The sequence below is a fragment of the Streptomyces sp. NPDC032126 genome (assembly GCF_055580085.1).
Genome location: NZ_JBVIMA010000001.1, coordinates 843121 through 865880, shown reverse-complemented (window position 1 = coordinate 865880; position 22760 = coordinate 843121). Strand labels below are relative to the sequence as shown.

The 22760-nt window shown below is 73.1% G+C and carries 23 protein-coding genes; 12 read left to right on the top strand and 11 right to left on the bottom strand.

The window, feature by feature from the left end:
- Window positions 1-24: 24 nt before the first annotated feature.
- The gene (locus ACZ5NW_RS03650; RefSeq protein WP_468742054.1) at window positions 25-1239 is read right to left on the bottom strand and encodes an acetyl-CoA C-acetyltransferase; all 1215 of its coding nucleotides are present in this window, start codon (window positions 1237-1239) and stop codon (window positions 25-27) included.
- Entirely contained in the window at window positions 1236-2432 is a 1197-nt protein-coding gene (locus ACZ5NW_RS03645) for a CaiB/BaiF CoA transferase family protein (protein ID WP_468742053.1), read from the bottom strand. The genes ACZ5NW_RS03650 and ACZ5NW_RS03645 overlap by 4 nt, the downstream gene beginning before the upstream one ends.
- A gap of 204 nt (window positions 2433-2636) precedes the next feature.
- Here ACZ5NW_RS03645 and ACZ5NW_RS03640 point away from each other — a divergent pair, with 204 nt between their 5' ends.
- Window positions 2637-3815 (top strand): saccharopine dehydrogenase family protein, encoded by a 1179-nt coding sequence (locus tag ACZ5NW_RS03640; protein WP_468742052.1) that lies wholly within the window; start codon window positions 2637-2639, stop codon window positions 3813-3815.
- A 43-nt stretch (window positions 3816-3858) separates the two neighbouring features.
- On the opposite strand, the gene mmpA is transcribed toward ACZ5NW_RS03640, so the two are convergent.
- Window positions 3859-4005, bottom strand: a complete 147-nt coding sequence (gene mmpA, locus ACZ5NW_RS03635; protein ID WP_468742051.1) for a morphogenic membrane protein MmpA — start codon at window positions 4003-4005, stop codon at window positions 3859-3861.
- A 98-nt stretch (window positions 4006-4103) separates the two neighbouring features.
- Window positions 4104-4799, bottom strand: a complete 696-nt coding sequence (locus ACZ5NW_RS03630; protein WP_468742050.1) for an endonuclease V — start codon at window positions 4797-4799, stop codon at window positions 4104-4106.
- A 63-nt stretch (window positions 4800-4862) separates the two neighbouring features.
- Here ACZ5NW_RS03630 and ACZ5NW_RS03625 point away from each other — a divergent pair, with 63 nt between their 5' ends.
- Window positions 4863-5159, top strand: a complete 297-nt coding sequence (locus ACZ5NW_RS03625; protein ID WP_468742049.1) for a YciI family protein — start codon at window positions 4863-4865, stop codon at window positions 5157-5159.
- A 133-nt stretch (window positions 5160-5292) separates the two neighbouring features.
- Here ACZ5NW_RS03625 and ACZ5NW_RS03620 read toward each other — a convergent pair whose 3' ends face one another.
- Complete coding sequence (locus ACZ5NW_RS03620) at window positions 5293-6444, bottom strand: oxidoreductase (RefSeq protein ID WP_468742048.1); 1152 nt, start codon at window positions 6442-6444, stop codon at window positions 5293-5295.
- Window positions 6445-6700: 256 nt separating this feature from the next.
- Between ACZ5NW_RS03620 and ssgD the strand changes: the two genes are divergently transcribed.
- Window positions 6701-7117 (top strand): spore wall synthesis regulator SsgD, encoded by a 417-nt coding sequence (gene ssgD, locus ACZ5NW_RS03615; RefSeq protein ID WP_468742047.1) that lies wholly within the window; start codon window positions 6701-6703, stop codon window positions 7115-7117.
- Here ssgD and ACZ5NW_RS03610 read toward each other — a convergent pair.
- Window positions 7066-7953: an isocitrate lyase/PEP mutase family protein gene (locus tag ACZ5NW_RS03610; protein ID WP_468742046.1), complete on the bottom strand. Its 888-nt coding sequence runs from the start codon at window positions 7951-7953 to the stop codon at window positions 7066-7068. The genes ssgD and ACZ5NW_RS03610 overlap by 52 nt on opposite strands.
- Window positions 7954-8299: 346 nt before the next feature.
- Here ACZ5NW_RS03610 and ACZ5NW_RS03605 point away from each other — a divergent pair, with 346 nt between their 5' ends.
- The 3 genes from ACZ5NW_RS03605 (at window position 8300) to ACZ5NW_RS03595 (ending at window position 12071) form a co-directional block, all read left to right on the top strand.
- On the top strand, window positions 8300-9913 hold the full coding sequence (locus ACZ5NW_RS03605; protein WP_468742045.1) for an ABC-F family ATP-binding cassette domain-containing protein: 1614 nt from the start codon (window positions 8300-8302) through the stop codon (window positions 9911-9913).
- A gap of 168 nt (window positions 9914-10081) precedes the next feature.
- Window positions 10082-10858 (top strand): dimethylargininase, encoded by a 777-nt coding sequence (gene ddaH / locus ACZ5NW_RS03600; protein WP_468742975.1) that lies wholly within the window; start codon window positions 10082-10084, stop codon window positions 10856-10858.
- A gap of 238 nt (window positions 10859-11096) precedes the next feature.
- Window positions 11097-12071 carry an acyl-ACP desaturase gene (locus ACZ5NW_RS03595; RefSeq protein WP_468742044.1) on the top strand — a complete coding sequence of 325 codons (975 nt, stop codon included), beginning with the start codon at window positions 11097-11099 and terminating at the stop codon, window positions 12069-12071.
- Window positions 12072-12167: 96 nt separating this feature from the next.
- Here the strand turns inward: ACZ5NW_RS03595 and ACZ5NW_RS03590 are convergent, their stop codons facing one another.
- Complete coding sequence (locus ACZ5NW_RS03590) at window positions 12168-12413, bottom strand: WhiB family transcriptional regulator (protein ID WP_468742043.1); 246 nt, start codon at window positions 12411-12413, stop codon at window positions 12168-12170.
- A 225-nt stretch (window positions 12414-12638) separates the two neighbouring features.
- Here ACZ5NW_RS03590 and ACZ5NW_RS03585 point away from each other — a divergent pair, with 225 nt between their 5' ends.
- Window positions 12639-13433 carry a VOC family protein gene (locus ACZ5NW_RS03585; protein WP_468742042.1) on the top strand — a complete coding sequence of 265 codons (795 nt, stop codon included), beginning with the start codon at window positions 12639-12641 and terminating at the stop codon, window positions 13431-13433.
- A 100-nt stretch (window positions 13434-13533) separates the two neighbouring features.
- Here the strand turns inward: ACZ5NW_RS03585 and ACZ5NW_RS03580 are convergent, their stop codons facing one another.
- Complete coding sequence (locus ACZ5NW_RS03580) at window positions 13534-14577, bottom strand: LacI family DNA-binding transcriptional regulator (protein ID WP_468742041.1); 1044 nt, start codon at window positions 14575-14577, stop codon at window positions 13534-13536.
- A gap of 114 nt (window positions 14578-14691) precedes the next feature.
- Window positions 14692-15726: a non-homologous end-joining DNA ligase gene (gene ligD, locus ACZ5NW_RS03575; protein ID WP_468742040.1), complete on the bottom strand. Its 1035-nt coding sequence runs from the start codon at window positions 15724-15726 to the stop codon at window positions 14692-14694.
- 74 nt (window positions 15727-15800) lie between these two features.
- Between ligD and ACZ5NW_RS03570 the strand changes: the two genes are divergently transcribed.
- Window positions 15801-16871: an ATP-dependent DNA ligase gene (locus tag ACZ5NW_RS03570; RefSeq protein ID WP_468742039.1), complete on the top strand. Its 1071-nt coding sequence runs from the start codon at window positions 15801-15803 to the stop codon at window positions 16869-16871.
- A gap of 517 nt (window positions 16872-17388) precedes the next feature.
- On the opposite strand, the gene ACZ5NW_RS03565 is transcribed toward ACZ5NW_RS03570, so the two are convergent.
- Window positions 17389-18579 (bottom strand): zinc-dependent alcohol dehydrogenase, encoded by a 1191-nt coding sequence (locus ACZ5NW_RS03565; protein WP_468742038.1) that lies wholly within the window; start codon window positions 18577-18579, stop codon window positions 17389-17391.
- Window positions 18580-18842: 263 nt separating this feature from the next.
- Between ACZ5NW_RS03565 and ACZ5NW_RS03560 the strand changes: the two genes are divergently transcribed.
- The gene (locus tag ACZ5NW_RS03560; protein ID WP_468742974.1) at window positions 18843-19763 is read left to right on the top strand and encodes a DUF3048 domain-containing protein; all 921 of its coding nucleotides are present in this window, start codon (window positions 18843-18845) and stop codon (window positions 19761-19763) included.
- Between the two features lie 45 nt (window positions 19764-19808).
- Here the strand turns inward: ACZ5NW_RS03560 and ACZ5NW_RS03555 are convergent, their stop codons facing one another.
- A complete protein-coding gene (locus ACZ5NW_RS03555) occupies window positions 19809-20285 on the bottom strand; it encodes a MarR family winged helix-turn-helix transcriptional regulator (protein ID WP_468742037.1) in 477 nt (158 codons plus the stop codon).
- 211 nt (window positions 20286-20496) lie between these two features.
- On the opposite strand from ACZ5NW_RS03555, the gene ACZ5NW_RS03550 reads away from it, so the two are divergent.
- The 3 genes from ACZ5NW_RS03550 (at window position 20497) to pcaH (ending at window position 22758) form a co-directional block, all read left to right on the top strand.
- Entirely contained in the window at window positions 20497-21252 is a 756-nt protein-coding gene (locus ACZ5NW_RS03550) for a CoA transferase subunit A (protein ID WP_468742036.1), read from the top strand.
- Window positions 21252-21896: a CoA transferase subunit B gene (locus tag ACZ5NW_RS03545; RefSeq protein ID WP_468742035.1), complete on the top strand. Its 645-nt coding sequence runs from the start codon at window positions 21252-21254 to the stop codon at window positions 21894-21896. Before ACZ5NW_RS03550 ends, ACZ5NW_RS03545 begins: the two co-directional genes overlap by 1 nt.
- Before the next feature lie 88 nt (window positions 21897-21984).
- Complete coding sequence (pcaH, locus tag ACZ5NW_RS03540; protein ID WP_468742034.1) at window positions 21985-22758, top strand: protocatechuate 3,4-dioxygenase subunit beta; 774 nt, start codon at window positions 21985-21987, stop codon at window positions 22756-22758.
- The last annotated feature ends 2 nt before the right edge of the window (window positions 22759-22760 follow it).

Genomic DNA, 22760 nt, shown 5'->3' with positions numbered 1-22760 from the left:
CCGTAGTGATCCGTCGGGAGGGGGTCAGACGCGCTCGACGATCGTGGCGATGCCCATGCCGCCGCCCACGCACAGCGTGGCGAGGCCGTAGCGCTTGTCCTGGCGCTCCAGTTCGTCGACGAGCGTGCCGAGGATCATCGCGCCGGTCGCGCCGAGCGGGTGGCCGAGGGCGATCGCGCCGCCGTTGACGTTGACCTTGTCCAGGGACAGGCCCATGTCCCGCACGAAGCGCAGCACCACCGCCGCGAACGCCTCGTTGATCTCGACCAGGTCGATGTCGTCGATGGTCAGGCCCGCCTTGGCGAGCGCCTTGCGGGTGGCGGGCGCGGGGCCGGTGAGCATGATGGTGGGCTCGGAGCCGGAGACGGCGGCGGAGACGATCCGCGCGCGCGGGGTGAGCCCGTAGCGCTCGCCGATCTCCTTCGAGCCGATCGCGACCAGGGAGGCGCCGTCGACGATGCCGGAGGAGTTGCCCGCGTGGTGGACGTGGTCGATCTTCTCCACCCAGTGGTACTCCTGGAGGGCCACCGCGTCGAAGCCGCCCAGTTCGCCGATGTCCGCGAAGGACGGCTTCAGCTTGGCGAGCGAGTCGGCGGTGGTGCCGGGGCGCAGGTGCTCGTCGTGGTCGAGGACCGTCAGGCCCGCGCGGTCCTTGACGGGGACGACGGAACGGCCGAAGCGGCCCTCCTTCCAGGCCGTGGCCGCCCGCTCCTGGGAGAGCGCCGCGTACTCGTCGACGTCGCGGCGGGTGAAGCCGCCGATGGTGGCGATGAGGTCGGCGCCGATGCCCTGCGGCACGAAGTTGACGGCGAGGTTGGTCATCGGGTCGTTGAACCAGGCGCCGCCGTCCGAGGCCATCGGCACCCGGGACATCGACTCGACGCCGCCCGCGAGGATCAGGTCCTCCCAGCCGGAACGGACCTTGGCGGCGGCCAGGTTGACGGCCTCCAGGCCCGAGGCACAGAAGCGGTTCTCCTGCACGCCCGCGACGGTGTCCGGCAGGCCGGCGGCGATCGCCGCGATCCGCGCGATGTCGGAGCCCTGGTCGCCGACGGGGCCGACGACGCCGAGCACGATGTCGTCGATCGCGGCCGGGTCCAGGCTCGGGAAGCGGTCGCGCAGCTCGTGGATGAGGCCGACGACCAGGTCGATGGGCTTGGTGCCGTGCAGGGCGCCATTGGCCTTGCCGCGCCCGCGCGGGGTGCGGATCGCGTCGTAGACGTACGCTTCGGTGCTCACTGAGCGGGCCTTTCAACGAGGGTTGGGGGGTGGGGGGCGGGAGGGGGCTCGGGCGGGTCTCCGGGTGAGGGCCGCAGGGTCGGTACGGACCAGTCGTGGGCCACGTCGTCGGTGTGGGCGCCCGGCAGCGCGGGGCCACTGCGGACGGTCGTGGGGGTCGCGGAGAAGCGGGGCGCGGGGGCGGGCTGGGTGAGGCCGGCGTGGTCGACGAAGGTGCCGCGGGCGGCGAGGTGGGGGTGGTGCGGGGCCTCGCGCAGGGTCAGGACGGGCGCCACGCACGCGTCGGTGCCCTCGAAGACGGCCGTCCACTCCTCGCGCGTACGGCTCCGGAAGCGGGCCTCGATCGCCGCGTGCAGCTCGCCCCAGCGGGTCCAGTCCTTGTGGGCGTCGGTGAAGCCGTCGAGGCCGAGCAGATCCAGGAACTCGGCGTAGAACTGCGGCTCCAGGGCGCCCACCGCCATGTGGCGGCCGTCGGAGGTCTCGTACGTGCCGTAGTACGGGCAGCCGCCGTCCAGGAGGTTGGCGCTGCGCCGGTCCTGCCAGCCGCCGGCGGCGAGCATGCCGTGGATCATCGCGGAGAGGTGGGCGGCGCCGTCGACGATGGCGGCGTCGACGACCTGGCCCGCGCCCGTCACGCGCGCGTGGTGCAGGGCGGCGAGGACGCCGACGACCAGGTAGAGGGAGCCGCCCGCGTAGTCGCCGAGGAGGTTGGCGGGCAGAGCCGGGGGACGGTCCGGGGTGCCGATCATGCCGAGGGTGCCGGTGAGGGCGATGTACGCGACGTCGTGGCCGGCGCGCTCGGCGAGCGGGCCCTCCTGGCCCCAGCCGGTCATCCGGCCGTAGACGAGCCGGGGGTTGCGGGCGTGGCACTGCTCGGGGCCCACGCCGAGCCGTTCGGCGACGCCGGGGCGGTTGCCCTCGATCAGGATGTCGGCGCGTTCGGCGAGGTCGAGCACGCGCGCGGAGCCGCCCGGGGCCTTGAGGTCGACGATCACCGAGCGCTTGTTGCGGTTGGTGACGTCGTACGCCGGATCGCTCGCGAGCCGGGATCCGCCCGGCCGGTCCACGCGGACCACGTCGGCGCCCAGATCGGCGAGCAGCATGGCGGCGAACGGGCCGGGTCCGATGCCGGCGAGCTCCAGCACGCGCACGCCCGTGAGCGGGCCGTGCCCGGGCGTTCCTGCCGTTGCCATCCAGCCCCCTTGCTGTGACACAACCGATGTAACACCAGTGATGCTAAGAACGGGTTCCATCCGGCACAAGACACGGCGAGCAAGCGCTTAGACAAGTTACTCCGTGTGAGGGCGCGCTCCGATCGGCCCTGCCGTGTCCGCGCCGCACTCCTCACGCTAGCCTCGGCCACCGACAGCGGCAGGGACCGCGCGACAAGGGGTGTCATGAGCAGGCTGAAAAAGACGGACCGTCCGTACGACATCGTGCTCTTCGGAGCCACGGGCTTCGTCGGAACCCTCACCGCGGAGTACCTCGCCGCCCACGCGCCCGACGACCTGCGCTGGGCGATCGCCGGCCGCGACGAGGCGAGGCTCGGGCGACTGCGCGAGCGGCTGCCCGGCGGGGAACGCGTCGGGGTGCTGCGCGCCGACGTGGCCGATCCCGCGTCGCTGCGGGCCCTCGCCGAGCACGCGCGCGTGGTGGCCACGACGGTCGGCCCCTACGTGGCCTACGGCGAGGAACTGGTCGCCGCCTGCGCGGACACCGGGGCCGACTATCTGGACCTCACCGGCGAGCCGGAGTTCGTGGACCTGACGTACGTCCGCCACGACGCACGCGCGCGGGAGACGGGGGCGCGGCTGCTGCACGCGTGCGGCTTCGACTCGATACCGCACGACCTGGGCGTGTACTACACGGTCCGTCAGCTGCCCGAGGGCGTGCCGCTGACCGTGGACGGCTTCGTGACGGCCGACGCCGCCTTCTCGGGCGGCACGTTCGCCTCCGCGCTCGGGCAGTTCGCCCGGGGCCGGCAGATGGCGGCCGCGGCGCGCGACCGGGCCCGGCACGAGCCGCGCCTGGTGGGCCGGCGGGCCACGACGCCGCTGGGCGCGCCCCGGTTCGCCCCGGAGGTCGCCGCCTGGGCGCTGCCGCTGCCGACCATCGACCCGCAGATCGTGCGCCGTTCGGCGAAGGCGCTGGAGCGCTACGGCCCGGACTTCCGCTACCGCCACTACGCGGCCGTGCGTCATCTGCCCGTCGCGGTGGGCGGCGTGGCCGCCGTCGGCGCGCTCGCCGCGGCCGCGCAACTGCCGCCCGCCCGGCGCTGGCTGTCGGACCGGCTGCGGCCCGGCGAGGGGCCGAGCGCGGAGAAGCGGGCGCGGAGCTGGTTCTCGGTGCGGTTCGTGGGCGAGGGCGGCGGCCGGCGGGTGTGCACCGAGGTGTCGGGCGGCGACCCCGGTTACGACGAGACGGCGAAGATGTTCGCCGAGGCGGCGATGGCCCTCGCGCTGGACCCGCTGCCGCCGACGTCCGGGCAGGTGACCACGGCGGTGGCGATGGGCGACGCGCTCACCGAGCGGCTGATCCGCGCGGGGATCCGCTTCCGGGTGGCGGCGCGCCGCTGACCTACGCGAGCCGCCGGCCGTCGAGCGATGCGCCGACCCGTCGTCAGAAGGGCTGGGCCACGAGCGTGTAGATCATGCCGGCTATCCAGCCGAGGCCGGCCAGCACGCCCAGGATCAGGGCGGCGTTCACGGCACGCTCGACGGGGCGGTCGGGGTCGGTGAGGGGCTTGGGGGCGCGGTGCGTCGTCATGCGGGCCAGCCTGCCGGGGCGCGGGGGCGCCGACATCCGTACGGGTACTCAGATGACGTACTCAGGCGACGTACGGGGAGGTGTGCCCCGTGCGGTGCTCAGGCGCCCTCCGTCGCCTCGCGCAGGGCGCTGCGGCACAGGGCGTCGGCGCGGCGGGTGGTCTCCGGGAGGCGGTAGGCCGGGGTGAGCGCGAGGGTGTGGGCGCAGGCGTTGTCGAGGCTCACCCGGTGGCCGACGGAGACGAAGACCGGCTTGACGCCGTCCCGGGTGCGCAGGGCGCGGCCGACCTCCTCGGTGCCGGAGAGGAGCGGGGACGTCGAGCCGCGCGGGGCGGCCGGATCCTCGTACGTGAAGGTGAACGGGTTCTTCGCCACGCCGATGGTGGGCAGGCCGGTGAGCACGCCCAGGTGGCTGGCCAGGCCGAAGCGGCGGGGGTGGGCGAGACCGTAGCCGTCGCACACCACCAGGCCGGGCGGGCAGGGCAGGGCGTCGAGGGCGGCGAGCACGGTGGGGATCTCGCGGAAGGCCAGCAGGCCGGGCACGTACGGGAAGGAGATCCGGCCGACGGCCGTGGCCTCGGCGACGACGTCGAGACTCGCCGCGTCCAGCACGACGGCCGCGGCCGCCACCACGTCCCGCTCGTCGTCGTAGGCGACGTCGACCCCCGTGACGTGCCCGGTCCCGGGCGGTGGCCCCGGCTCGTCGAGCACCACGCGCGTGCGCAGTTCGTCCTGGACGGCTGTGGCCTGTTCCTCGGTCGCGGGCCAGCCCGCGGGAATGTCTACGGTCGTCATGGTGAGGTCGAGCGTACGGGGCCGGGCCGGGGCCGCGGCGGGCCCGGGGGTAGGCTCGCGATCATGTTCGTGCTGGAGCTGACCTACACCGCCCCGCTGGACGCCGTGGACGCCGCGCTCGACGCCCATGTGGCCTGGCTGGACGAGCAGTACGAGAAGGGGGCGTTCCTCGCCTCCGGGCGCAAGAACCCGCGCGACGGCGGCGTGATCATCGCCGTCGCCCCGGACCGCGCCCGGATCGAGGAGATCGCCGCGGGCGATCCCTTCGTCCTCGCCGGGGTGTGTGAGTACCGCATCACGGAGTTCACCGCGACGAAGACGGCTCCGGAGCTGGCGCGCCACCGCGAACCGCTCGGCTGAGACCGGTTCGGACCACGCGGGGCGGTCTCCTCGGCGCGCTGCCACGTAGCGAGAACGTTCACTCCTCTCGCGTCCGCCCACCGGGTACCCCGCTCGCGGAGTCTGCGCGCGCCCGTCCTCGCGGCCCTGTCCGTCAGCGCTCCAGCCGTGCCGCCCTGCCCTGTTCGCCGGAGGCCCAGCAGGACAGGTCGGAGGTGCAGTCCACGGTGTCGTAGGAGCCGGTGTCGACGGTGCGCCAGGTGCGGCCGGCGTCCGTGGTCAGGTCGGTGCCGGTGGGGCCGACGGCGAGGGCGGTGGTGCGGCTGTACGGGAGCCAGGCGACGCCGGAGCGGTAGGCGGGCGGGGGCGTACCGGCGGGGTCCCAGCCGCGGCCGCCGTCGGTGGTCGTGGCGGCGGCCCGCGGGGAGGGCTGGTCGGCGCGGTAGTCTCCGCCGACGGCGAGGCCGTGCACGCGGTCGCGGAAGGCGAGGGCGAAGACGCCGCGCGCGGGGTCGCCGGCGGGGAGAGGGGCGTCGGTGACGGTCCAGGTCCGTCCACGGTCGGCGGTATGCATGATGCGGGCGACCGTGGCCCCGCCGGTGGCCAGCCAGGCGTCCCGGGGGCCCGAGGAGACGAGGCACTGGCCGCTCGCCGCGAAGCCGGCCTCGCCGTCGAGTGCCGACGGCATACCGTCGGCGGGCAGCACCCGCCACGACCGTCCGCCGTCGGCGGTCGACAGTATCCGGAACCGCCCGTCCACCGGGTCGCTCATCGCCAGCCCGTGCCGCCGGTCGAAGAAGGTCATGCAGTCGTAGAAGGCCCGCGCGTCGGTGTTGCGGAAGGTCTCCGTCCAGGTCGCGCCGCCGTCGTCGGTGCGATAGACCCGCGACGCCTCGCCCTCCCCGATCGCCAGCACGACCGCGTGGCGCGCGTCGAACGCCTCGACGTCCCGGAACTGAAGCTCCCGCGCGCCGGGCGGCGAGACGTCGCGCCAGCTCGCCCCGCCGTCCGTCGTCCGCAGCACGGTGCCCTGCGTCCCGGCCAGCCAGGCGACGTCCCGGCTCACGGCGGACAGACCGCGGAACCGCACGGCCGTGGTGCCGGTGTCCTTCGGCTGCCAGTGCGGCACGGCCCCGCCTCCCGAGGTCCGCGCCGGCCCCTGGGCCGGTGTCTGGACCGGTGTCCGGGCCTGGGCGGGGGCGGCGGTCAGCGCGGCCAGTGCCGCCGCGCAGGCCGCCGCCACGGCCGCGATCCGTCCCGTGCGTCCCCGGTGTGCCGTGCCCGTTCGACCTCGCGTGCTCCCCATGCGCCTCATGGCGGGCGAAGCTAGCCCACCGCCCCGGCCGCGTCCAGAGGGACCCCGATCGCCTCAACTGCCCCACGGCGCCCGGGAGAAGAGACACGCGGGTGCCCAGGGAGAAAGATGGGGCGCGCGGGGCATGAAAAGCGGTGACCGAGGTCACTCGACCCGGGTGTGCACGGATCGGCCGGTTCGGACGTCTCTTCCAGTGCCGGCCTCACCCGACCGGAAGTTCGTCCCGCCGTCACAAGGGAGCAAGGCGTTGTCCACCGTCATCGAGCAGCCCGTAGAGGCCCGCCTGGTCGCCGCGGCACCCCGCATGCCGAACATCCCGGCCACCCTGCACTACGACCGTCGTGACCCGTTCGCCGTGCGCATGACGTTCCCCGCCCCGGCGACGCTGGAGGGCGTCGAGGTCTGCTGGACCTTCGCCCGCGACCTGCTCACCGCCGGCCTCCACGGGGCCGAGGGCCACGGCGACGTGCGGGTCCGGCCGTACGGCTACGACCGGACGGTGCTGGAGTTCCACGCTCCCGAGGGCACCGCGATCGTGCATGTGCACTCGGCGGACATCCGGCGCTTCCTGCGGGCCACCGACGAGCTGGTGCCGGCCGGTCTGGAGCACCTTCAGTTCGACCTCGACCACGACTTGGCGGAGCTGATGCGGGACGCCTGCTGACGCGCCTGCCCCATCAGGGAGTTGAACTCCCCGTAGTCGAGTCCGCCGGCCAGCGACCCGTACGTCCCCGCGTCCAGCAGCTCCCGCGCGGCGCGGCGGACCAGGGCGTGCGCGGCCTGGGCGAGGCTCGCTCCCGCGCTCACCCGTGCGACGCCGAGCCCCGCCAGCTCGGCCACCGGAGGTGCGCCGGGTCCCACCATGATGTTCAGCGGGGCGTCGACGCCCTCGGCGAGCAGCTTCACGGTCTCCGGGTCGACGGCCCCGGGGACGAAGATCCCGTCGGCGCCCGCCGCGACGAAGGCCGCGGCCCGCTCCAGGGTGAGGTCCACTCCCCCGGCGCCGCGCAGGAAGGTGTCGATCCGGGCGTTGACGAAGAGCGGCACGCCCGCCGTGTCGGCGGCCTCGCGCGCGGCGGCGATCCGCTCGCACTGCTCGGCGACCGGACGCAGCGGTCCGCCTCCGTCCTCGTACCGGGCGTCCTCGATGTTGATGCCGACGGCCCCCGCGGCGAGCACGGCGCGGACGGTGTCGGCGACTCCCTCCGGATCCCGCGCGTAACCGCTTTCGACATCGGCGCTGACCGGCACCCGGACGGCGGCGGTGAGCGCCGCTACGGTGCTCAGGGCCGTCCCGCGGTCCAGCCGGTCGCCGTCCGCCGTGCCCAGGGCCCAGGCGACCCCGGCGCTGGTGGTGGCCACGGCACAGGCTCCGGCGTCCTCAACGAGCCGGGCGCTCGCGACGTCCCAGACGTTCGGCAGGACCAGCGGCCGGCCGGGGACATGGAGGGCGCGGAAGGCCAGGGCACGGTCGTGGAGTGGGGTGTTCGGCTGTGTCATGGCCGCCACTCAAGCAGTCCGGCGGGAGGGAGCGCTGGCAGGAATCCGACGCCGACGTGATGCCGGGAACGGCCCCCCATAAATTCCGTTGACGCGTGTGCGGGCCCCTCCTACCGTGTACATCGGTTCTGTTGCCGCCGATAGGAGAAGGACATTGTTCGTCTGAGGTCTGAGACACCGCGTCACACCGTTCTGAGGTGTGTGCGTCGCGTGCGACCTCGGCGTTCGAGCCGTCCTTGCGGAGCGGGACCCTCTTCTCGTCTCCGCCCGCGTTTCCGCGGTGGTCGCCGCCCTTCGGTGTCTCGATACGTGTTGCCCTGACCGCGCACGCCATCGTGAGGCCCACTTGTCCATCTCCCTTTCCTGCACCTCCCTCTCCTTCGCCTGGTCGGACGGCACGCCCGTGTTCGACGACCTCGACGTCTCCTTCGGCCCCGGCCGTACCGGGCTGGTCGGCGTCAACGGCTGTGGAAAATCGACCCTGTTGAAGCTGCTCGCCGGTGAACTCGCCCCGGCCGACGGCACCGTGCGCGTAGTGGGCGAGGTCGGCTACCTCCCGCAGAACGTCACGCTCGACACCCACCTGCGCGTCGACGAGGCCCTCGGTATCTCCGCCAGGCGTGCCGCGCTGCACGCCATCGAGGCGGGCGACGCGGCCGTGGAGCACTTCGAGACCCTGGGCGACGACTGGGACGTGGAGGAGCGCGCCGTCGCCACCCTCGGCGAACTCGGTCTCGGCCACATCGAGTTGGATCGCACGGTCGGCGAGGTCTCGGGCGGCGAGTCGGTGCTGCTGCGCCTGGCCGCCCTGCTGTTGCGCCGACCGGACGTGCTGCTCCTCGACGAACCCACCAACAACCTCGACCTGTACGCCCGCAGACGGCTGTACACGGCCGTCGCCTCCTGGCCGGGCGTGCTGGTCGTGGTCAGCCACGACCGTGAACTCCTGGAGCACGTCGACCAGATCGCCGATCTGCGCGGCGGTGAGATCACCCGGTACGGCGGCAACTACTCGGCGTACGAGGCGGCGCTCGCCATCGAACAGGAGGCGGCCGAGCGCATGGTGCGGGTCGCCGAGGCCGACCTGCGTCGGCAGAAACGCGAACTGGCCGACGCCCACGTCACGTTGGCCAGCCGCAAGCGGTACGGGCAGAAGATGTGGGACAGCAAGCGCGAGCCGAAGATCGTCATGGGGGCGCGCAAGCGCGCGGCGCAGGAGTCCGCGGGCAAGCACCGGATCCTGCACGAGGAGAAGCTCGCCGAGGCCAGGGAACGGCTCGACGAGGCGGTGGAGGCCGTACGGGACGACGACGAGATCCGCGTCGATCTGCCGTACACCGCCGTGCCGCCGGGCCGCGGCGTGCTCACCCTGAGGGACCTCCGCCTCGCCCATGGGGCGCGCGTGGACGGTGGCCTCGATCTGCACGGGCCGGAGCGGATCGCGCTGGTCGGGCGCAACGGCGCGGGCAAGACCACCCTGCTGCGGACGATCGCCGGGGAACTGGCGCCGGTGGCCGGCGAGGTGACGGCGCATGTGCCGCTGCGGTTCCTGCCGCAGCGGCTGGACGTCCTCGACGACGAGCTGACGGTCGCCGAGAACGTGGCCCGGTTCGCGCCCGGCGCCACCAACAACCGGATCCGGGCGCGGCTGGCCCGCTTCCTGTTCCGCGGCGCCCGTGCCGACCAGCGGGCGGCGACGCTCTCCGGCGGCGAGCGTTTCCGGGCCGCGCTGGCCGCGCTGATGCTGGCCGAACCGGCGCCGCAGCTGCTGATGCTGGACGAGCCGACCAACAACCTGGACATGGCGAGCGTCCGGCAGCTCACCTCGGCCCTGGAGTCGTACCAGGGAGCGTTGATCGTGGCCAGCCACGACCTGCCGTTCCTGGAGTCGATCGGGATCACCCGCTGGCTGCTGCTGGACGGGGGACTCCGGGAGACCGGACCGGAGGCGCTGGGGTAGGGGACGGCCGGCGGATCGGGCCGTGCGCCGGGCACCAGGGACGTGCGTACGTCTCAGGTCGGGCACGGCCCGGTCGTGCGGGTTTTGCGCGCACAGGCCGGGCCTGCATGATGGCGGACCGGCCCTGCATCATGGATGCCGACCCCCGCCGCCGACCCGGAGAACCCCGTGCCCAGCAAGAAGGCCCTCGTCCGCCGCCCCAGCCCGCGCCTCGCCGAAGGGCTGGTCACGCACATCGAACGGGAGAAGGTCGACATCGAGCTGGCCCGGGAGCAGTGGGACGCCTACGTCGAGGCGCTCGGCGCGCACGGCTGGGAGACCATCGAGGTCGAGCCGGAGGACGACTGTCCCGACTCGGTGTTCGTCGAGGACACCGTGGTGATGTACAAGAACGTCGCGCTGATCGCCCGCTCCGGCGCCGAGTCCCGCCGCGAGGAGACCGCCGGGGTCGAGGAGGCCGTGGCGCGCCTGGGCTGCTCGGTCAACTGGATCTGGGACCCGGGCACGCTGGACGGCGGCGATGTGCTGAAGGTCGGTGACACGATCTACGTCGGCCGGGGCGGCCGCACCAACGCGGTCGGCGTCCAGCAGATCCGCGCCGCCTTCGAGCCGCTGGGCGCGCGGGTCGTCGCGGTGCCGGTGAGCAAGGTGCTGCATCTGAAGTCGGCGGTCACGGCGCTCCCCGACGGCACGGTGATCGGCCACATCCCCAAGGTGGACCGGCCGTCGCTGTTCCCGCGCTTCCTGTCCGTGCCCGAGGAGGCCGGGGCCCATGTCGTCCTCCTCGGCGGCCACCAGCTGCTCATGGCGGCGAGCGCGCCGAGGACGGCGGAGCTGCTGACCGACCTCGGATACGAGGTGGTCGTGGTGGACATCAGCGAGTTCGAGAAGCTCGAAGGGTGTGTGACGTGCCTCTCGGTGCGGCTGCGGGGGCTGTACGCCTGACCGGGTGAACCCTTGCCTCGTCGGCCTCGGGACCTGCGGGTTCCGGGGCCGTTCCGTACCCGCGGGCGCGTGCCTCGGCAGGCCCGGGGAACAACCGGTTCCGGCCGCCTGATCTGCGGCTTTACGCAGTCCTTAAGCTACGGATTCGTAACCTACGGATTCGTAGCCTACGATCCCGTAAGTTCTGGTACCGCTCGCCGGAGTGTTCCACTCCGTTTCACGTCCCCCTGGAGTACCCGTGACGATCACTTCTCCTCACCTCGGCAGCCCCGCCGTCTGGACCGACGCCCGGTTGCTGTACGCACTGGAGGAAGTGGTCGAGAAGGAGCTGAACCGGCATCTGAAGATCGCCAAGGACTGGATGCCGCACGAGTACGTGCCCTGGAGCGACGCCCGCAACTTCCCCGGCTTCTTCGAGGACGGCGAGGCCTGGGACAAGGAGCAGTCGAAGGTCACCGAGATCGGCCGGATCGCGCTGGTGGTGAACCTGCTCACCGAGGACAACCTCCCCAGCTACCACCACGAGATCGCCTCGCTCTTCGGCCGCGACGGCGCCTGGGGCACCTGGGTGCACCGCTGGACCGCCGAGGAGGGCCGGCACGGCATCGTGATGCGCGACTACCTGCTCGCCTCGCGCGCCGTGGACCCGGACAAGCTGGAAGCGTTCCGCATGGCCCACATGAGCGAGGGCTTCGAGTCGGACAACCGGCACTCCATGCTGCACTCGGTCGCCTACGTGGCCTTCCAGGAGCTCGCGACCCGCATCTCGCACCGCAACACCGGGCACCAGTCCGGCGACCCGATCTGCGACCGCATGCTCGCCCGCATCGCGACGGACGAGAACCTGCACATGGTCTTCTACCGCAACCTGCTCAAGGCGGCCTTCGAGCTCGCCCCCGACCTGACCATGCAGGCGGTGCGGGACGTGGTCGTGAACTTCCGGATGCCGGGCCACGGTATACCGGGCTTCGAGCGGGCCGCTGCGCAGATGGCGATCGGCGAGGTCTACAACCTGCGCATCCACCACGACGACGTGCTGCAGCCCGTCCTGCGCTTCCTGAAGATCATGGAGATCGACGGCCTCGGCCCGGAGGGCCGGCAGGCGCAGGAGGAGCTGGGCCTGTTCCTGGGCGGCCTCGACGCGGAGGCCCTGAAGTTCGACGAGAAGCTCGCGGCCCGCAAGGCGCGGATGTCGGCACGCGCCGGGGCCTGAGCACGGACACGCACGCGCGTGACGTCCCGCGACGGCGGTCCGGACGGGGCGCGCGGGCGGGGCGGCGCGGGCGCGGCAGGCGGGGCGGCGCGGGCTTCAGTGGGAGGCGCGCCTGAGCTCCAGGCGTTCCTTCTCGGACAGGCCGCCCCAGACGCCGAACCGCTCGTCGTTGGCGAGGGCGTAGTCCAGGCAGGCGGAGCGGATCGGGCACAGGCCGCAGATCCGCTTCGCCTCGCGCACCGAACTGCCGGGCTCGGGGAAGAAGAAGTCCGCCCCGGTCTGCGCGCACAGCGCCTCCTGCTGCCAGGCGAGATCGGGCATGGGCATCGTGTCGGTGTACATGGCGGAAATCGTGCCGCGCGGCGAAAAACGTTCGATCAACGCGGGATCAACACGGCGCTTCGGGGCCTCCGGCCGCCCTGATGATGCCCCCGGGAGGCGGTCCGGCGCACGGCGGCGCGCGGAACGTCCGCCGGAGCGCGCCCGGCGTGGCTCCGGCGGCGATTGTCAGTGGGCGGTGCCAGACTCGGCAGAGCAGTCAGCGGGATCCTCTCAAGGAGGGCGCAGATGCTCACCACCCGTTTCGTCAACGGTTCCCCGAACTGGACCGACCTCGGCACATCCGACATCGACGGCGCCACCGCCTTCTACCACGCCCTCTTCGGCTGGCAGTTCCTGTCGGCGGGGCCGGACGCGGGCGGCTACGGCTTCTTCCAGCTGGACGGGAGGACGGCCGCGGGCGCCATGCAGACCACCCCGGAGCAGGGCCCGCCGTCCTGGACCGTCTACTTCCAGACCGCGGACGCGCAGGCCACCGCCAAGGCCGCCGAGCAGGCGCACGGCAGTGTGCTCTTCCAGCCCATGGACGTGATGGGCCAGGGCACCATGGCGATCCTCGCGGACCGGGCCGGCGTGCCGTTCGGCCTGTGGCAGCCGGGGCTGAACAAGGGCCTGGACATCGCGAACGAGCCGGGTTCGCTGTGCTGGGTCGAGCTGTACACCCCGGACATCGCCGCGGCCGCCGCGTTCTACAACGCCGTGCTGGGCCTGGAGACGTCGGGGGTCCCCTTCCCGGGCGGCACGTACACCTGCGTCAACCCGGCCGGGGAGAGCGAGGAGGCCATGTTCGGCGGGATCGTCCCGCTGGCCGACGATCCGATCGAGGCCGCGTCGGGTGCGTACTGGCTGCCGTATTTCGAGGTCACGGACGCGGACGCGGTCGTCGCCAAGGCCCAGGAGTTGGGCGGCACCGTGCGCATGCCGGCCACGGACCTGCCCGACGTGGGCCGGATCGCCAAACTGGCCGACCCGTACGGCGCCCGCTTCGCGGTGATCAAGAGCGTGCCGCAGCGCCAGGATTAGCACCGCGACGGCCTGAGCGGCGGGGTGGCGGGGGCAGCATCGCGACGGCGTGAGCGGGCGCGTCGGCGAGAGGTGCGCCGCGGCGATCGGTGCGCGGCCCCTAGGCCGAGGCGCGGCGTATCAGGGTCGTCGGCAGGACCGTGCCCGCCTCCCGCTCGGACTCCGGGGGCGGGGTACGGGGGTCGAGGCGGCGCAGCAGGAGGCGGGCCATCAACCGGCCCATCTCCTCGATGTCCTGACGGACCGTCGTCAGGGGCGGGTCGGTCTGCTCGGCGACCGGCAGCATGTCGTCGAAGCCGACGACGGCCACGTCCTCCGGCACGCGCCGCCCGTGCTCGCGCAGGACGCGCAGGGCCCCGGCGGCGGTGAGGTCGTTCGCGGCGAACACCGCGTCCACCTCGGGGCAGCGGTCGAGGAGTTCACGCATCGCCCGCTCTCCCCCGGCCGCGGTGAAGTCGCCCTCGACGACGAGCGCGGGACCGGCGTCGGCCATGACGTCCCGGTAGCCGTCGAGCCGGTCCACCGCCGACGTCTGGTCGAGGGCCCCGGTGATGTGCGCGACCCGGCCGCGGCCGAGGCCGAGCAGATGGCGGACGGCCGCGCGGGCACCGCCGCGGTTGTCGCTGTCGACGTAGACCGTCGGCGCCGCCTCCCGGCGGCCGTCGCTCCAGCCGGGCCGGCCGCCGAAGACCGTGGGGACTCCGGCGCCCTGGATGAGGCCGGGCAGCGGGTCGTCGAGGTGGAGGGAGAAGACGAGCGCGCCGTCGACGTGCCCGCCGGACAGATAGCGCGCCACGCGCGCGTGGTCGTCGCGGCCCTCGGTGAGCAGCAGTACCAGCTGGTTGTCGTGCGCGGTGAGCTCCTTGCTGATGCCGCGCAGTTGAAGGCCGAAGAAGGGGTCGGCGAAGACGCGCGACTCGGGTTCGGCGATGACCACGGCGATGGCGTCGTGCCGTTTGGTCACCAGGCTGCGGGCGGCCTGGTTGGGCACGTAGCCGAGTTCCTCCACGGCCCGCCGCACCCGTTCGACGAGCGGTTCACGGACCCCGTCCCCGCCGTTGACGACCCGCGACACGGTGGCCCGTGAGACGCCCGCCCGCGCGGCCACGGCCTCCAGCGTCGGTCGTGGGGCGGTGTCGGTCACGGCGGGACTCCTCGTCGCTGGCTGCTGATCAGAATAGCTCCGCAGGCCGCGACCAGCCGGGGCGACGGCCCTCGCCGCCGGGCGGCGGAAACGCGGCACCACCGGGAACACGCGCTACGCCTCGGGCTCCCCCGTCGGCTCGGGACGGCGTGCTCTGCTCGGCTGTACGCGCTTGGGCTCGCCCGGCATCTTCGGGTACTCCGGGGGGTACGGCAGGTCGCCCAGCCCGTGGTCGTGCTCGTCGCGGCGTGCCAGGTCGAGCAGGGCCTCCAGGGAGTAGGCGTGGTCGTCCATGTCGGCGTGGACGTCGCCGAGTTCGGCGAAGCGCGCCGGCATGGTGGCCAGGTCGAAGTCGCGGGGGTGCGCCTCGCCGACCTCGCTCCAGCGCAGGGGCGCCGATACGGGGGCGTGCGGGCGGGGGCGTACGGAGTAGGCGGAGGCGATGGTGCGGTCACGGGCCGTCTGGTTGTAATCGAGGAATATGCGCTCGCCGCGCTCCTCCTTCCACCACTTGATGGTGACCAGGTCGGGCATGCGGCGTTCCATCTCCCGGCCCACCGCGATGGCGGCGCGCCGGACCTCGGTGAAGGTCCACTGCGGCGCGATCGGCACGAACACGTGCAGGCCGCGGCCGCCGGAGGTCTTGGGCCAGCCGCGCAGACCGCCGAACTCGTCGAGGACGGCGCGCAGTTCGTGTGCGGCGCGGACCGCGTCGTCGTAGTCCGTGCCGGGCTGCGGGTCGAGGTCGATGCGCAGTTCGTCGGGGCGGTCGACATCGGTGCGGCGCACCGGCCAGGGGTGGAAGGTGAGCGTGCCGTACTGGGCGGCCCACAGGACGGCCGCCTGCTCGCTGGGGCACATCTCGTCCGCGCTGCGGCCGCTGGGGAAGGTGATGTGGGCGGTGGGGATCCAGTCGGGCATGTGCTTAGGGGCGCGCTTCTGGAAGAAGGACTCGCCGTCCACGCCGTCCGGGTAGCGCTCCAGCGTCGTGGGGCGGTCGCGCAGGGCGCGCAGGATGCCGGGGGCGACGGCCCGGTAGTAGCGGGCGAGGTCCAGCTTGGTGAAGCCGCGCTCCGGGAAGAAGACCTTGTCGGGGTTGGTCAGCCGGACGGTCCGGCCGCCGACCTCCAGTTCCACCGCTTCGCCCATGGGTGCCACGGTAGGCGCCCCGGACAGGACTCGCATATCAGGCGCGGGCCGCCGTGCGGGCGCAGAATCGAGCCATGGATCTGCCGGTGCTGCCACCCGTGAAGCCGATGCTCGCGAAGTCGGTCGCGGCGATCCCGGCAGGCATGCAGTACGAGGCGAAGTGGGACGGCTTCCGGGCGATCGTGTTCCGCGACGGAGCCGAGGTGGAGTTGGGCAGCCGCACCGGCAAGCCGCTGACGAGATACTTTCCCGAGCTGGTGACGGCGCTGACGGAGCGCGTGCCCGAGCGGTGCGTGCTGGACGGGGAGATCGTGATCGCGCGCGAGGGGCGGCTGGACTTCGACGCGCTGACCGAGCGCATCCATCCGGCCGCGTCCCGGGTGCGCACGCTGGCCGAGCGGACCCCGGCGTCGTTCGTCGCGTTCGATCTGCTGGCGCTCGACGACGCGTCACTGCTCGACGTGGTGCTGACCGACCGGCGGGCGCTGCTGGAGCGGGCCCTGTCCGGCGTCACCCCGCCCGTGCACCTCGCGCCGGCGACGACCGATGTCGAGGTGGCACGGCGGTGGTTCGACCAGTACGAGGGCGCCGGCCTCGACGGGGTGATCGCCAAGCCGCTCACCCTGCGCTACCGGCCCGACGAGCGCGTCATGTTCAAGATCAAGCACGAGCGCACCGCGGACGTGGTCGTCGCCGGCTACCGCTTCCACAAGAGCGGTCCGGTGGTCGGCTCGCTGCTCCTCGGCCTGTACGACGAGCGCGGCACGCTCCAGCACGTCGGGGTGTCGGCGGCGTTCCCGGTGAAGCGGCGCGCCGAGCTGGTGGAGGAGCTGGAGCCGCTGCGGATGGACGACGTCGTCGGGCATCCGTGGGCGGCCTGGTCGGACGAGGCCGCGCACGAGGCCGCCCGGCTGCCGGGGGCGCCGAGCCGCTGGTCGGGCAAGAAGGACCTGTCGTGGGTGCCGCTGCGGCCCGAGCGGGTGGTGGAGGTGGCGTACGACCACATGGAGAACGGGGCGCGCTTTCGGCACACGGCCCGTTTCCGCCGCTGGCGCCCAGACCGGACGCCGGAGAGCTGCACATACGCCCAGCTGGAGGAGCCGGTGCGCTATGACCTGGCGGAGATCCTCGGCACCGGGGAGTGACCCCCACCCCACTCCGGGGCACGACCCGCGCGTCGCCCCGGGGCACGGCCCGCACGCGACCTCGAAGCCCCACCCGCACGACGCCCCAGGGCACGGCCCGCACGCGACCTCGAAGCACGACCCCCGCGGCGCCCCGGGGCACGCCCCAGGCACCACCCCGAAGCCCCACCCGCACGACGCCCCAGGGCACGGCCCGCACGCGACCTCGAAGCACGACCCCCGCGGCGCCCCAGGGTGTGCCCCACGCACCACCCCGAAGCCCCACCCGCACGACGCCCCAGGGCACGGCCCGCACGCGACCTCGAAGCCCCACCCGCGCGGCGCCCCAGGGTGTGCCCCACGCACCACCCCGGAGCACGACCCGCGCGCCACCCCGGGGCGCACCCCGCAAGCCGGCGACCCGGGCCGTGGCCCGCGGACCGCACCGGAACGCGCCCCGCGGACCGCCCCGGGGTGTGCCCCACGCGCCACCCCGGGGCGTGTCCCGCGCCCCGCCCCGGCGCCCCCGTCGCGCGGCTCAGGGTGTCATCAGCACCTTGACCGCGCCGTCCTCCTTGCGCTGGAACATCTCGTAGGCGTGCGGTGCCTCGCTCAGCGGGAGACGGTGGGTGGCGAAGTCGTCGACGCCGAGCGGGTCCTCGTCCGTCAGGTAGGGCATGATCTCGTCGCTCCAGCGGCGTACGTTGGCCTGGCCCATGCGGATCTGCAGCTGCTTGTCGAACAGGGTGATCATGGGCAGCGGGTCGGCCGTACCGCCGTAGACGCCGACGAGGGAGAGGGTGCCGCCGCGGCGCACCAGCTCGATCGCGGTGTGCAGCGCGGCGAGCCGGTCGACGCTGAAGCGTTCCGCGAAGGGCCCGCTCAGCCGGCGCGGCAGCAGCGCGGAGGCCTGCTGGACGAGCCGTGCGGCGGCGCTCCCGTGCGCCTCGGTGCCGACGGCGTCGATCACCGCGTCGGGGCCACGGCCGTCGGTCTCGTCGCGGATCGCCTCGATCAGTTCCTTCTCGTGGTCGAAGGCCCGCAGGTCGTACGTCACGACGCCCCGTTCGCGGGCCCGCCGCAGCCGGTCGCCGACGAGGTCCACCCCGAACACCTGCCCGGCACCGCGCACTTGGGCGACGCGGCAGGCCATGTCGCCGACGGGGCCGAGGCCGAGCACGGCCACGCTGCCGCCCGGCGGGAGATCGGCGTAGGCGACGGCCTGCCAGGCGGTGGGCAGCACGTCGGAGAGGTAGACGAAGCGGTCGTCCGGCGGCCCCTCGGGCACCTTGATGGGCCCGAACTGGGCCTGCGGGACGCGCAGATACTCGGCCTGCGCCCCGGGCACCGCCCCGTAAAGGCGGGTGTAGCCGAACAGGGCCGCACCCATACCCTCGCCGCTCACCTGGGTGGTCTCGCACTGCGTGGGCAGGGAGTTGAGGCACATCCAGCACGCGCCGCAGGCGATCTGGAAGGGCACGACGACCCGGTCGCCGGCCCGCAGGTCGGGCACACCGGCGCCGACCTCCTCGACGATGCCCATCGGTTCATGGCCGAGGATGTCGCCCGGGGTCATGAACGCGGTGAGGACTTCGTACAGATGCAGGTCGGAGCCGCACAGGCCGGTGGACGTGACGCGCACGACCGCGTCCGTGGGTTCCTGGATCGCCGGGTCGGGCACGGTCTCCACGCGTACGTCGCGCTTGCCCTGCCAGGTCACTGCCTTCATCGCGGCGCGCTCCCTCCTCCGCTTCCGGGATTCCGGTTCCCGGTGGCGGACGCATGCGGCCCGGGTACCCGGGGGACCTGCGCCGAACCCCCGTAGGGCGGCTCCCGACGCTCGCGGGGGACGGGTATGGCCACCCGTGAACCGACCAGCGCATCATCGAGAAGACGAACGGGGTGGCGACGGTGGACACGCACGCACCGAGAACGCGCGGACGGCGCCGGACGCCGGCCGCCGCGCTGCTGGCCGCCGCGCTGGCGGTCTCGATGGCGCTCTCCCTGACCGCGGGCTGCACCGGCAAGGGCACCCACGAGGACGGGCGGGGCGGCGAGCGCTCCCCCTCGCCCAGCGCGCCGCACCGCACCCCGGCCGGCGGCTCCGTGCTCGCCGTGAAGATCGACAACGCGCCGGACGCCCGGCCTCAGACCGGCCTAAACACGGCGGACATCGTCTACGCCGAGCAGGTCGAGGGCGGGCTGAGCCGTCTGATGGCGGTGTACGCGACCCGGCTGCCCGAGTCCGTCGGCCCGGTGCGCAGCGCGCGCGAGTCCGATCTGGAGCTGCTGCGCCAGTTCGACCGGCCGCTGCTCGCCTTCTCGGGCGCCCAGGGCAAGCTGCTGCCGCTGATCGGCAAGGCGCCGCTGGACGAGGTGACGCCCGGCACGAAGGCCGGTTCCTTCTACCGGGGCCCGGACCGGCCCGCACCGCACAACCTCTATCTGCGCCCCGCCCTGCTGATGCCCTCCGCACCGGGCGCCGCCGCGCTGACCACGGGTTTCCGCTACGGCTCCGCGCCCGTCGGCGGCCGGGTGCTGACCTCGCGCACGGTGCGCTTCCCCGCGGCCGGGTTCACCTTCACCTGGTCGGCGGACCGGCACCGCTGGCTGGTCTCGATGGAGGGCACGCCCACCGTGACGACCGACGGGCAACGGGTGGCCCCGGCGACCGTGGTCGTGCAGTACGTGACGGTGCGCGAGAGCGCCTTCCACGATTTCCTCGGCAACCGAACGCCGTACACCGAGACGGTGGGCTCGGGGAAGGCGCAGGTGCTGCGCGACGGACGCGCCTACGACGTGCGATGGGAGCGCCCGAACGCCACGGTGGGAACGGAGTTCACCACGCCGGACGGCACCCCGGTGAACTTCGCCCCGGGCCAGGTGTGGGTGGTCTTCGCGAACGGATCATGAGCGCGGGCCCCGCGCCGTCCTTGACCCGGACCGAGGCCCCCGTCCCTAGACCCGGCCCTCGCCCTGCGTCACCAACGGCTCGCCGGGGTTGCGCAGCCCCTCCGCCGCGTCCGCGACCCGTTGGATGAGGTCGAGGAACACCGTCTGCTCCGCCGCCGAGAGCGGGGCGAGGAAGACCTGGTTCATCCGGGCGGTGCGCACGGTCAGCTTGCGGTGGGTGCGCAGCCCCTCGTCGGTCAGGCGCAGCAGGGAGCGGCGGCCGTCCTGCGGGTCGCGCACCTTGTCGAGCAGCCCCCGGCGGCCCAGCCGGGTGATCACCTCGGCGATGGTGGACCGGTCGAGCCCCACCCGCTCGCCCACGGTCCGCTGGTCGAGTCCGGGCTCGGCGACGAGCGCGTTCAGGACGGCGAACTGCGGCGAGGTGATCTCCTCGGAGACCATGGTGTTCCACAGCAGGTAGTGCGCCTGCTGCAGCCGCCGGGCGAGGTGCCCGGGATGGGTGGCGAGATCGACCGCCGCCATGTGCCCTCCCCTGGTCGAATTGATCGGTGCACTGAACGATACAACCAGGTCCGGGCAACCGTCTCCCTCCCCGAACTCGGGCACGACCAGCTCAAATGCAAGGGCCTTGACGCCCGTACCGTCCGATGGCAGCGTGAGATCGAGCTGGTCGAAATACTCAGTGCGCTGAGCAATTCCATAGGCGACGGTCGGAAGAGATGGGGCTGCACGGATGGACAAGGTGGTCGCCACCGCTCGCGAGGCGGTGGCCGATGTGCCCGACGGCGCGTCGCTGGCGGTGGGCGGTTTCGGGCTGAGCGGCGTGCCGAACGTGCTCATCGAGGCCCTGTACGAGCGGGGCGTGACGGGCCTGTCGGTCGTCTCCAACAACTGCGGCGCGATGGAGTCCGGCCTGGCGGTGCTGCTGGCCGCCGGCCGGATCACCCGGGTGACCGGCTCGTACATCGGCGCGAACAAGGAGTTCGCCCGCCAGTACCTCGCCGGGGAGCTGGAGGTGGAGATGATCCCGCAGGGCACGCTGGCCGAGCGGCTGCGGGCCGGCGGGGCCGGCATCCCCGCCTTCTACACACCCGCCGGGGTGGGCACCCAGGTCGCCGAGGGCGGACTGCCGTGGCGCTACGACGGCGCGGGCGGCGTCGCGCTGGCCTCACCGCCGAAGGAGGTGCGCGCGTTCGACGGGGTGGAGTACGTGCTGGAGCACGGCATCCGCACCGACTACGCCCTGGTCCGGGCCGCGCGCGGCGACCGGCACGGGAACCTGGTGTTCAACAAGTCCTCCCGCAACTTCAACCCGCTCGCGGCGATGGCCGGGCGGATCACGATCGCCGAGGTCGAGGAGCTGGTCGAACGGGGTGGGATCGACCCGGACGCGGTGCACCTGCCGGGCATCTTCGTCCAGCGGGTGATCGCCCTGACGCCCGGGCAGGCGGCGGACAAGAAGATCGAGCGGCGGACGGTGAGTGGCTGATGGCCTGGACACGCGAGGAGATGGCCGCGCGGGCGGCGCGCGAACTGGAGGACGGCCAGTACGTCAACCTCGGCATCGGTCTGCCCACGCTGATCCCGAACCACCTCCCGCCCGGCGTGGAGGTCGTCCTGGAGAGCGAGAACGGCATCCTGGGCACCGGCCCCTACCCCACCGAGGAGCGCATCGACCCGGATCTGATCAACGCCGGCAAGGAGACGGTGACCGTTCTGCCGGGCGCCTCCTTCTTCGACTCGGCGCTGTCCTTCTCGATGATCCGGGGCGGGCACATCGACGTGGCCGTGCTGGGCGCCATGGAGGTGTCGGAGCGCGGCGACCTGGCCAACTGGGCGATCCCCGGCAAACTGATCACCGGGATCGGCGGGGCCATGGACCTGGTCCACGGGGCCCGCACGGTCATCGTGCTGATGACGCACACCGCCAAGGACGGCAGCCCCAAGATCCGCGCCGAGTGCGCGCTGCCGCTCACCGGCAGGGCGTGCGTCGACCGGATCATCACCGACCTCGCCGTCCTCGACGTGACCCCGGAGGGACTGCTGCTCACCGAGATCGCGCCCGGCACGACCGTCGACGAGATCGCCGCCCGGACCGACGCCGAGATCGTCGTCGCGGAGAACCTGCTGTGAACACCGTCCCTCGCGTGGACGCGGTCCGCACCCCGCTGGGCCGCCCCCTGCCCGCCCGCCGTGCGACGCCCGGAGACCCGAGGAAGCCATGACGCTCACCCAGCACGACATCGACCAGGAGATCGCGGCCGAGCACGCCGCGTACGAGAAGCGGATCGCCGGCGGCGCGCCCGTCGAACACCATCCGCGCCGCGACTACGCGCCCTACCGCTCCTCCCTGCTGCGCCACCCGAAGCAGCCCCCCGTCGCCATCGACGTCAGCCAGGACCCGGAGGCCGTGGAACTGGCCTCGCCCGCCTTCGGCGAGCGCGACATCACCGAGATCGACAACGACCTGACCCGGCAGCACACCGGCGCCCCGATCGGCGAACGGATCACGGTCTCCGGCCGGCTGCTGGACCGCGACGGCCGCCCCGTGCGCGGCCAGCTCGTCGAGATCTGGCAGGCCAACTCCGCCGGCCGCTACGCCCACCAGCGCGAACAGCACGACGCGCCGCTCGATCCGAACTTCAGCGGAGTGGGCCGTACGCTCACCGACGACACCGGTTTCTACCGGTTCACCACGATCCAGCCGGGCCCCTATCCCTGGCGCAACCACGTCAACGCCTGGCGCCCCGCGCACATCCACTTCTCGCTCTTCGGTTCGGCGTTCACCCAGCGGCTCGTGACCCAGATGTACTTCCCCAACGACCCGCTGTTCCCGTACGACCCGATCCTCCAGGCCGTCACCGACGACGCGGCGCGGCAGCGGCTGGTCGCCACCTACGACCACAGCCTGTCGGTGCCGGAGTTCTCGCTCGGCTACCACTGGGACATCGTGCTCGACGGCCCCCGGGCCACCTGGATCGAGGAAGGACGCTGACC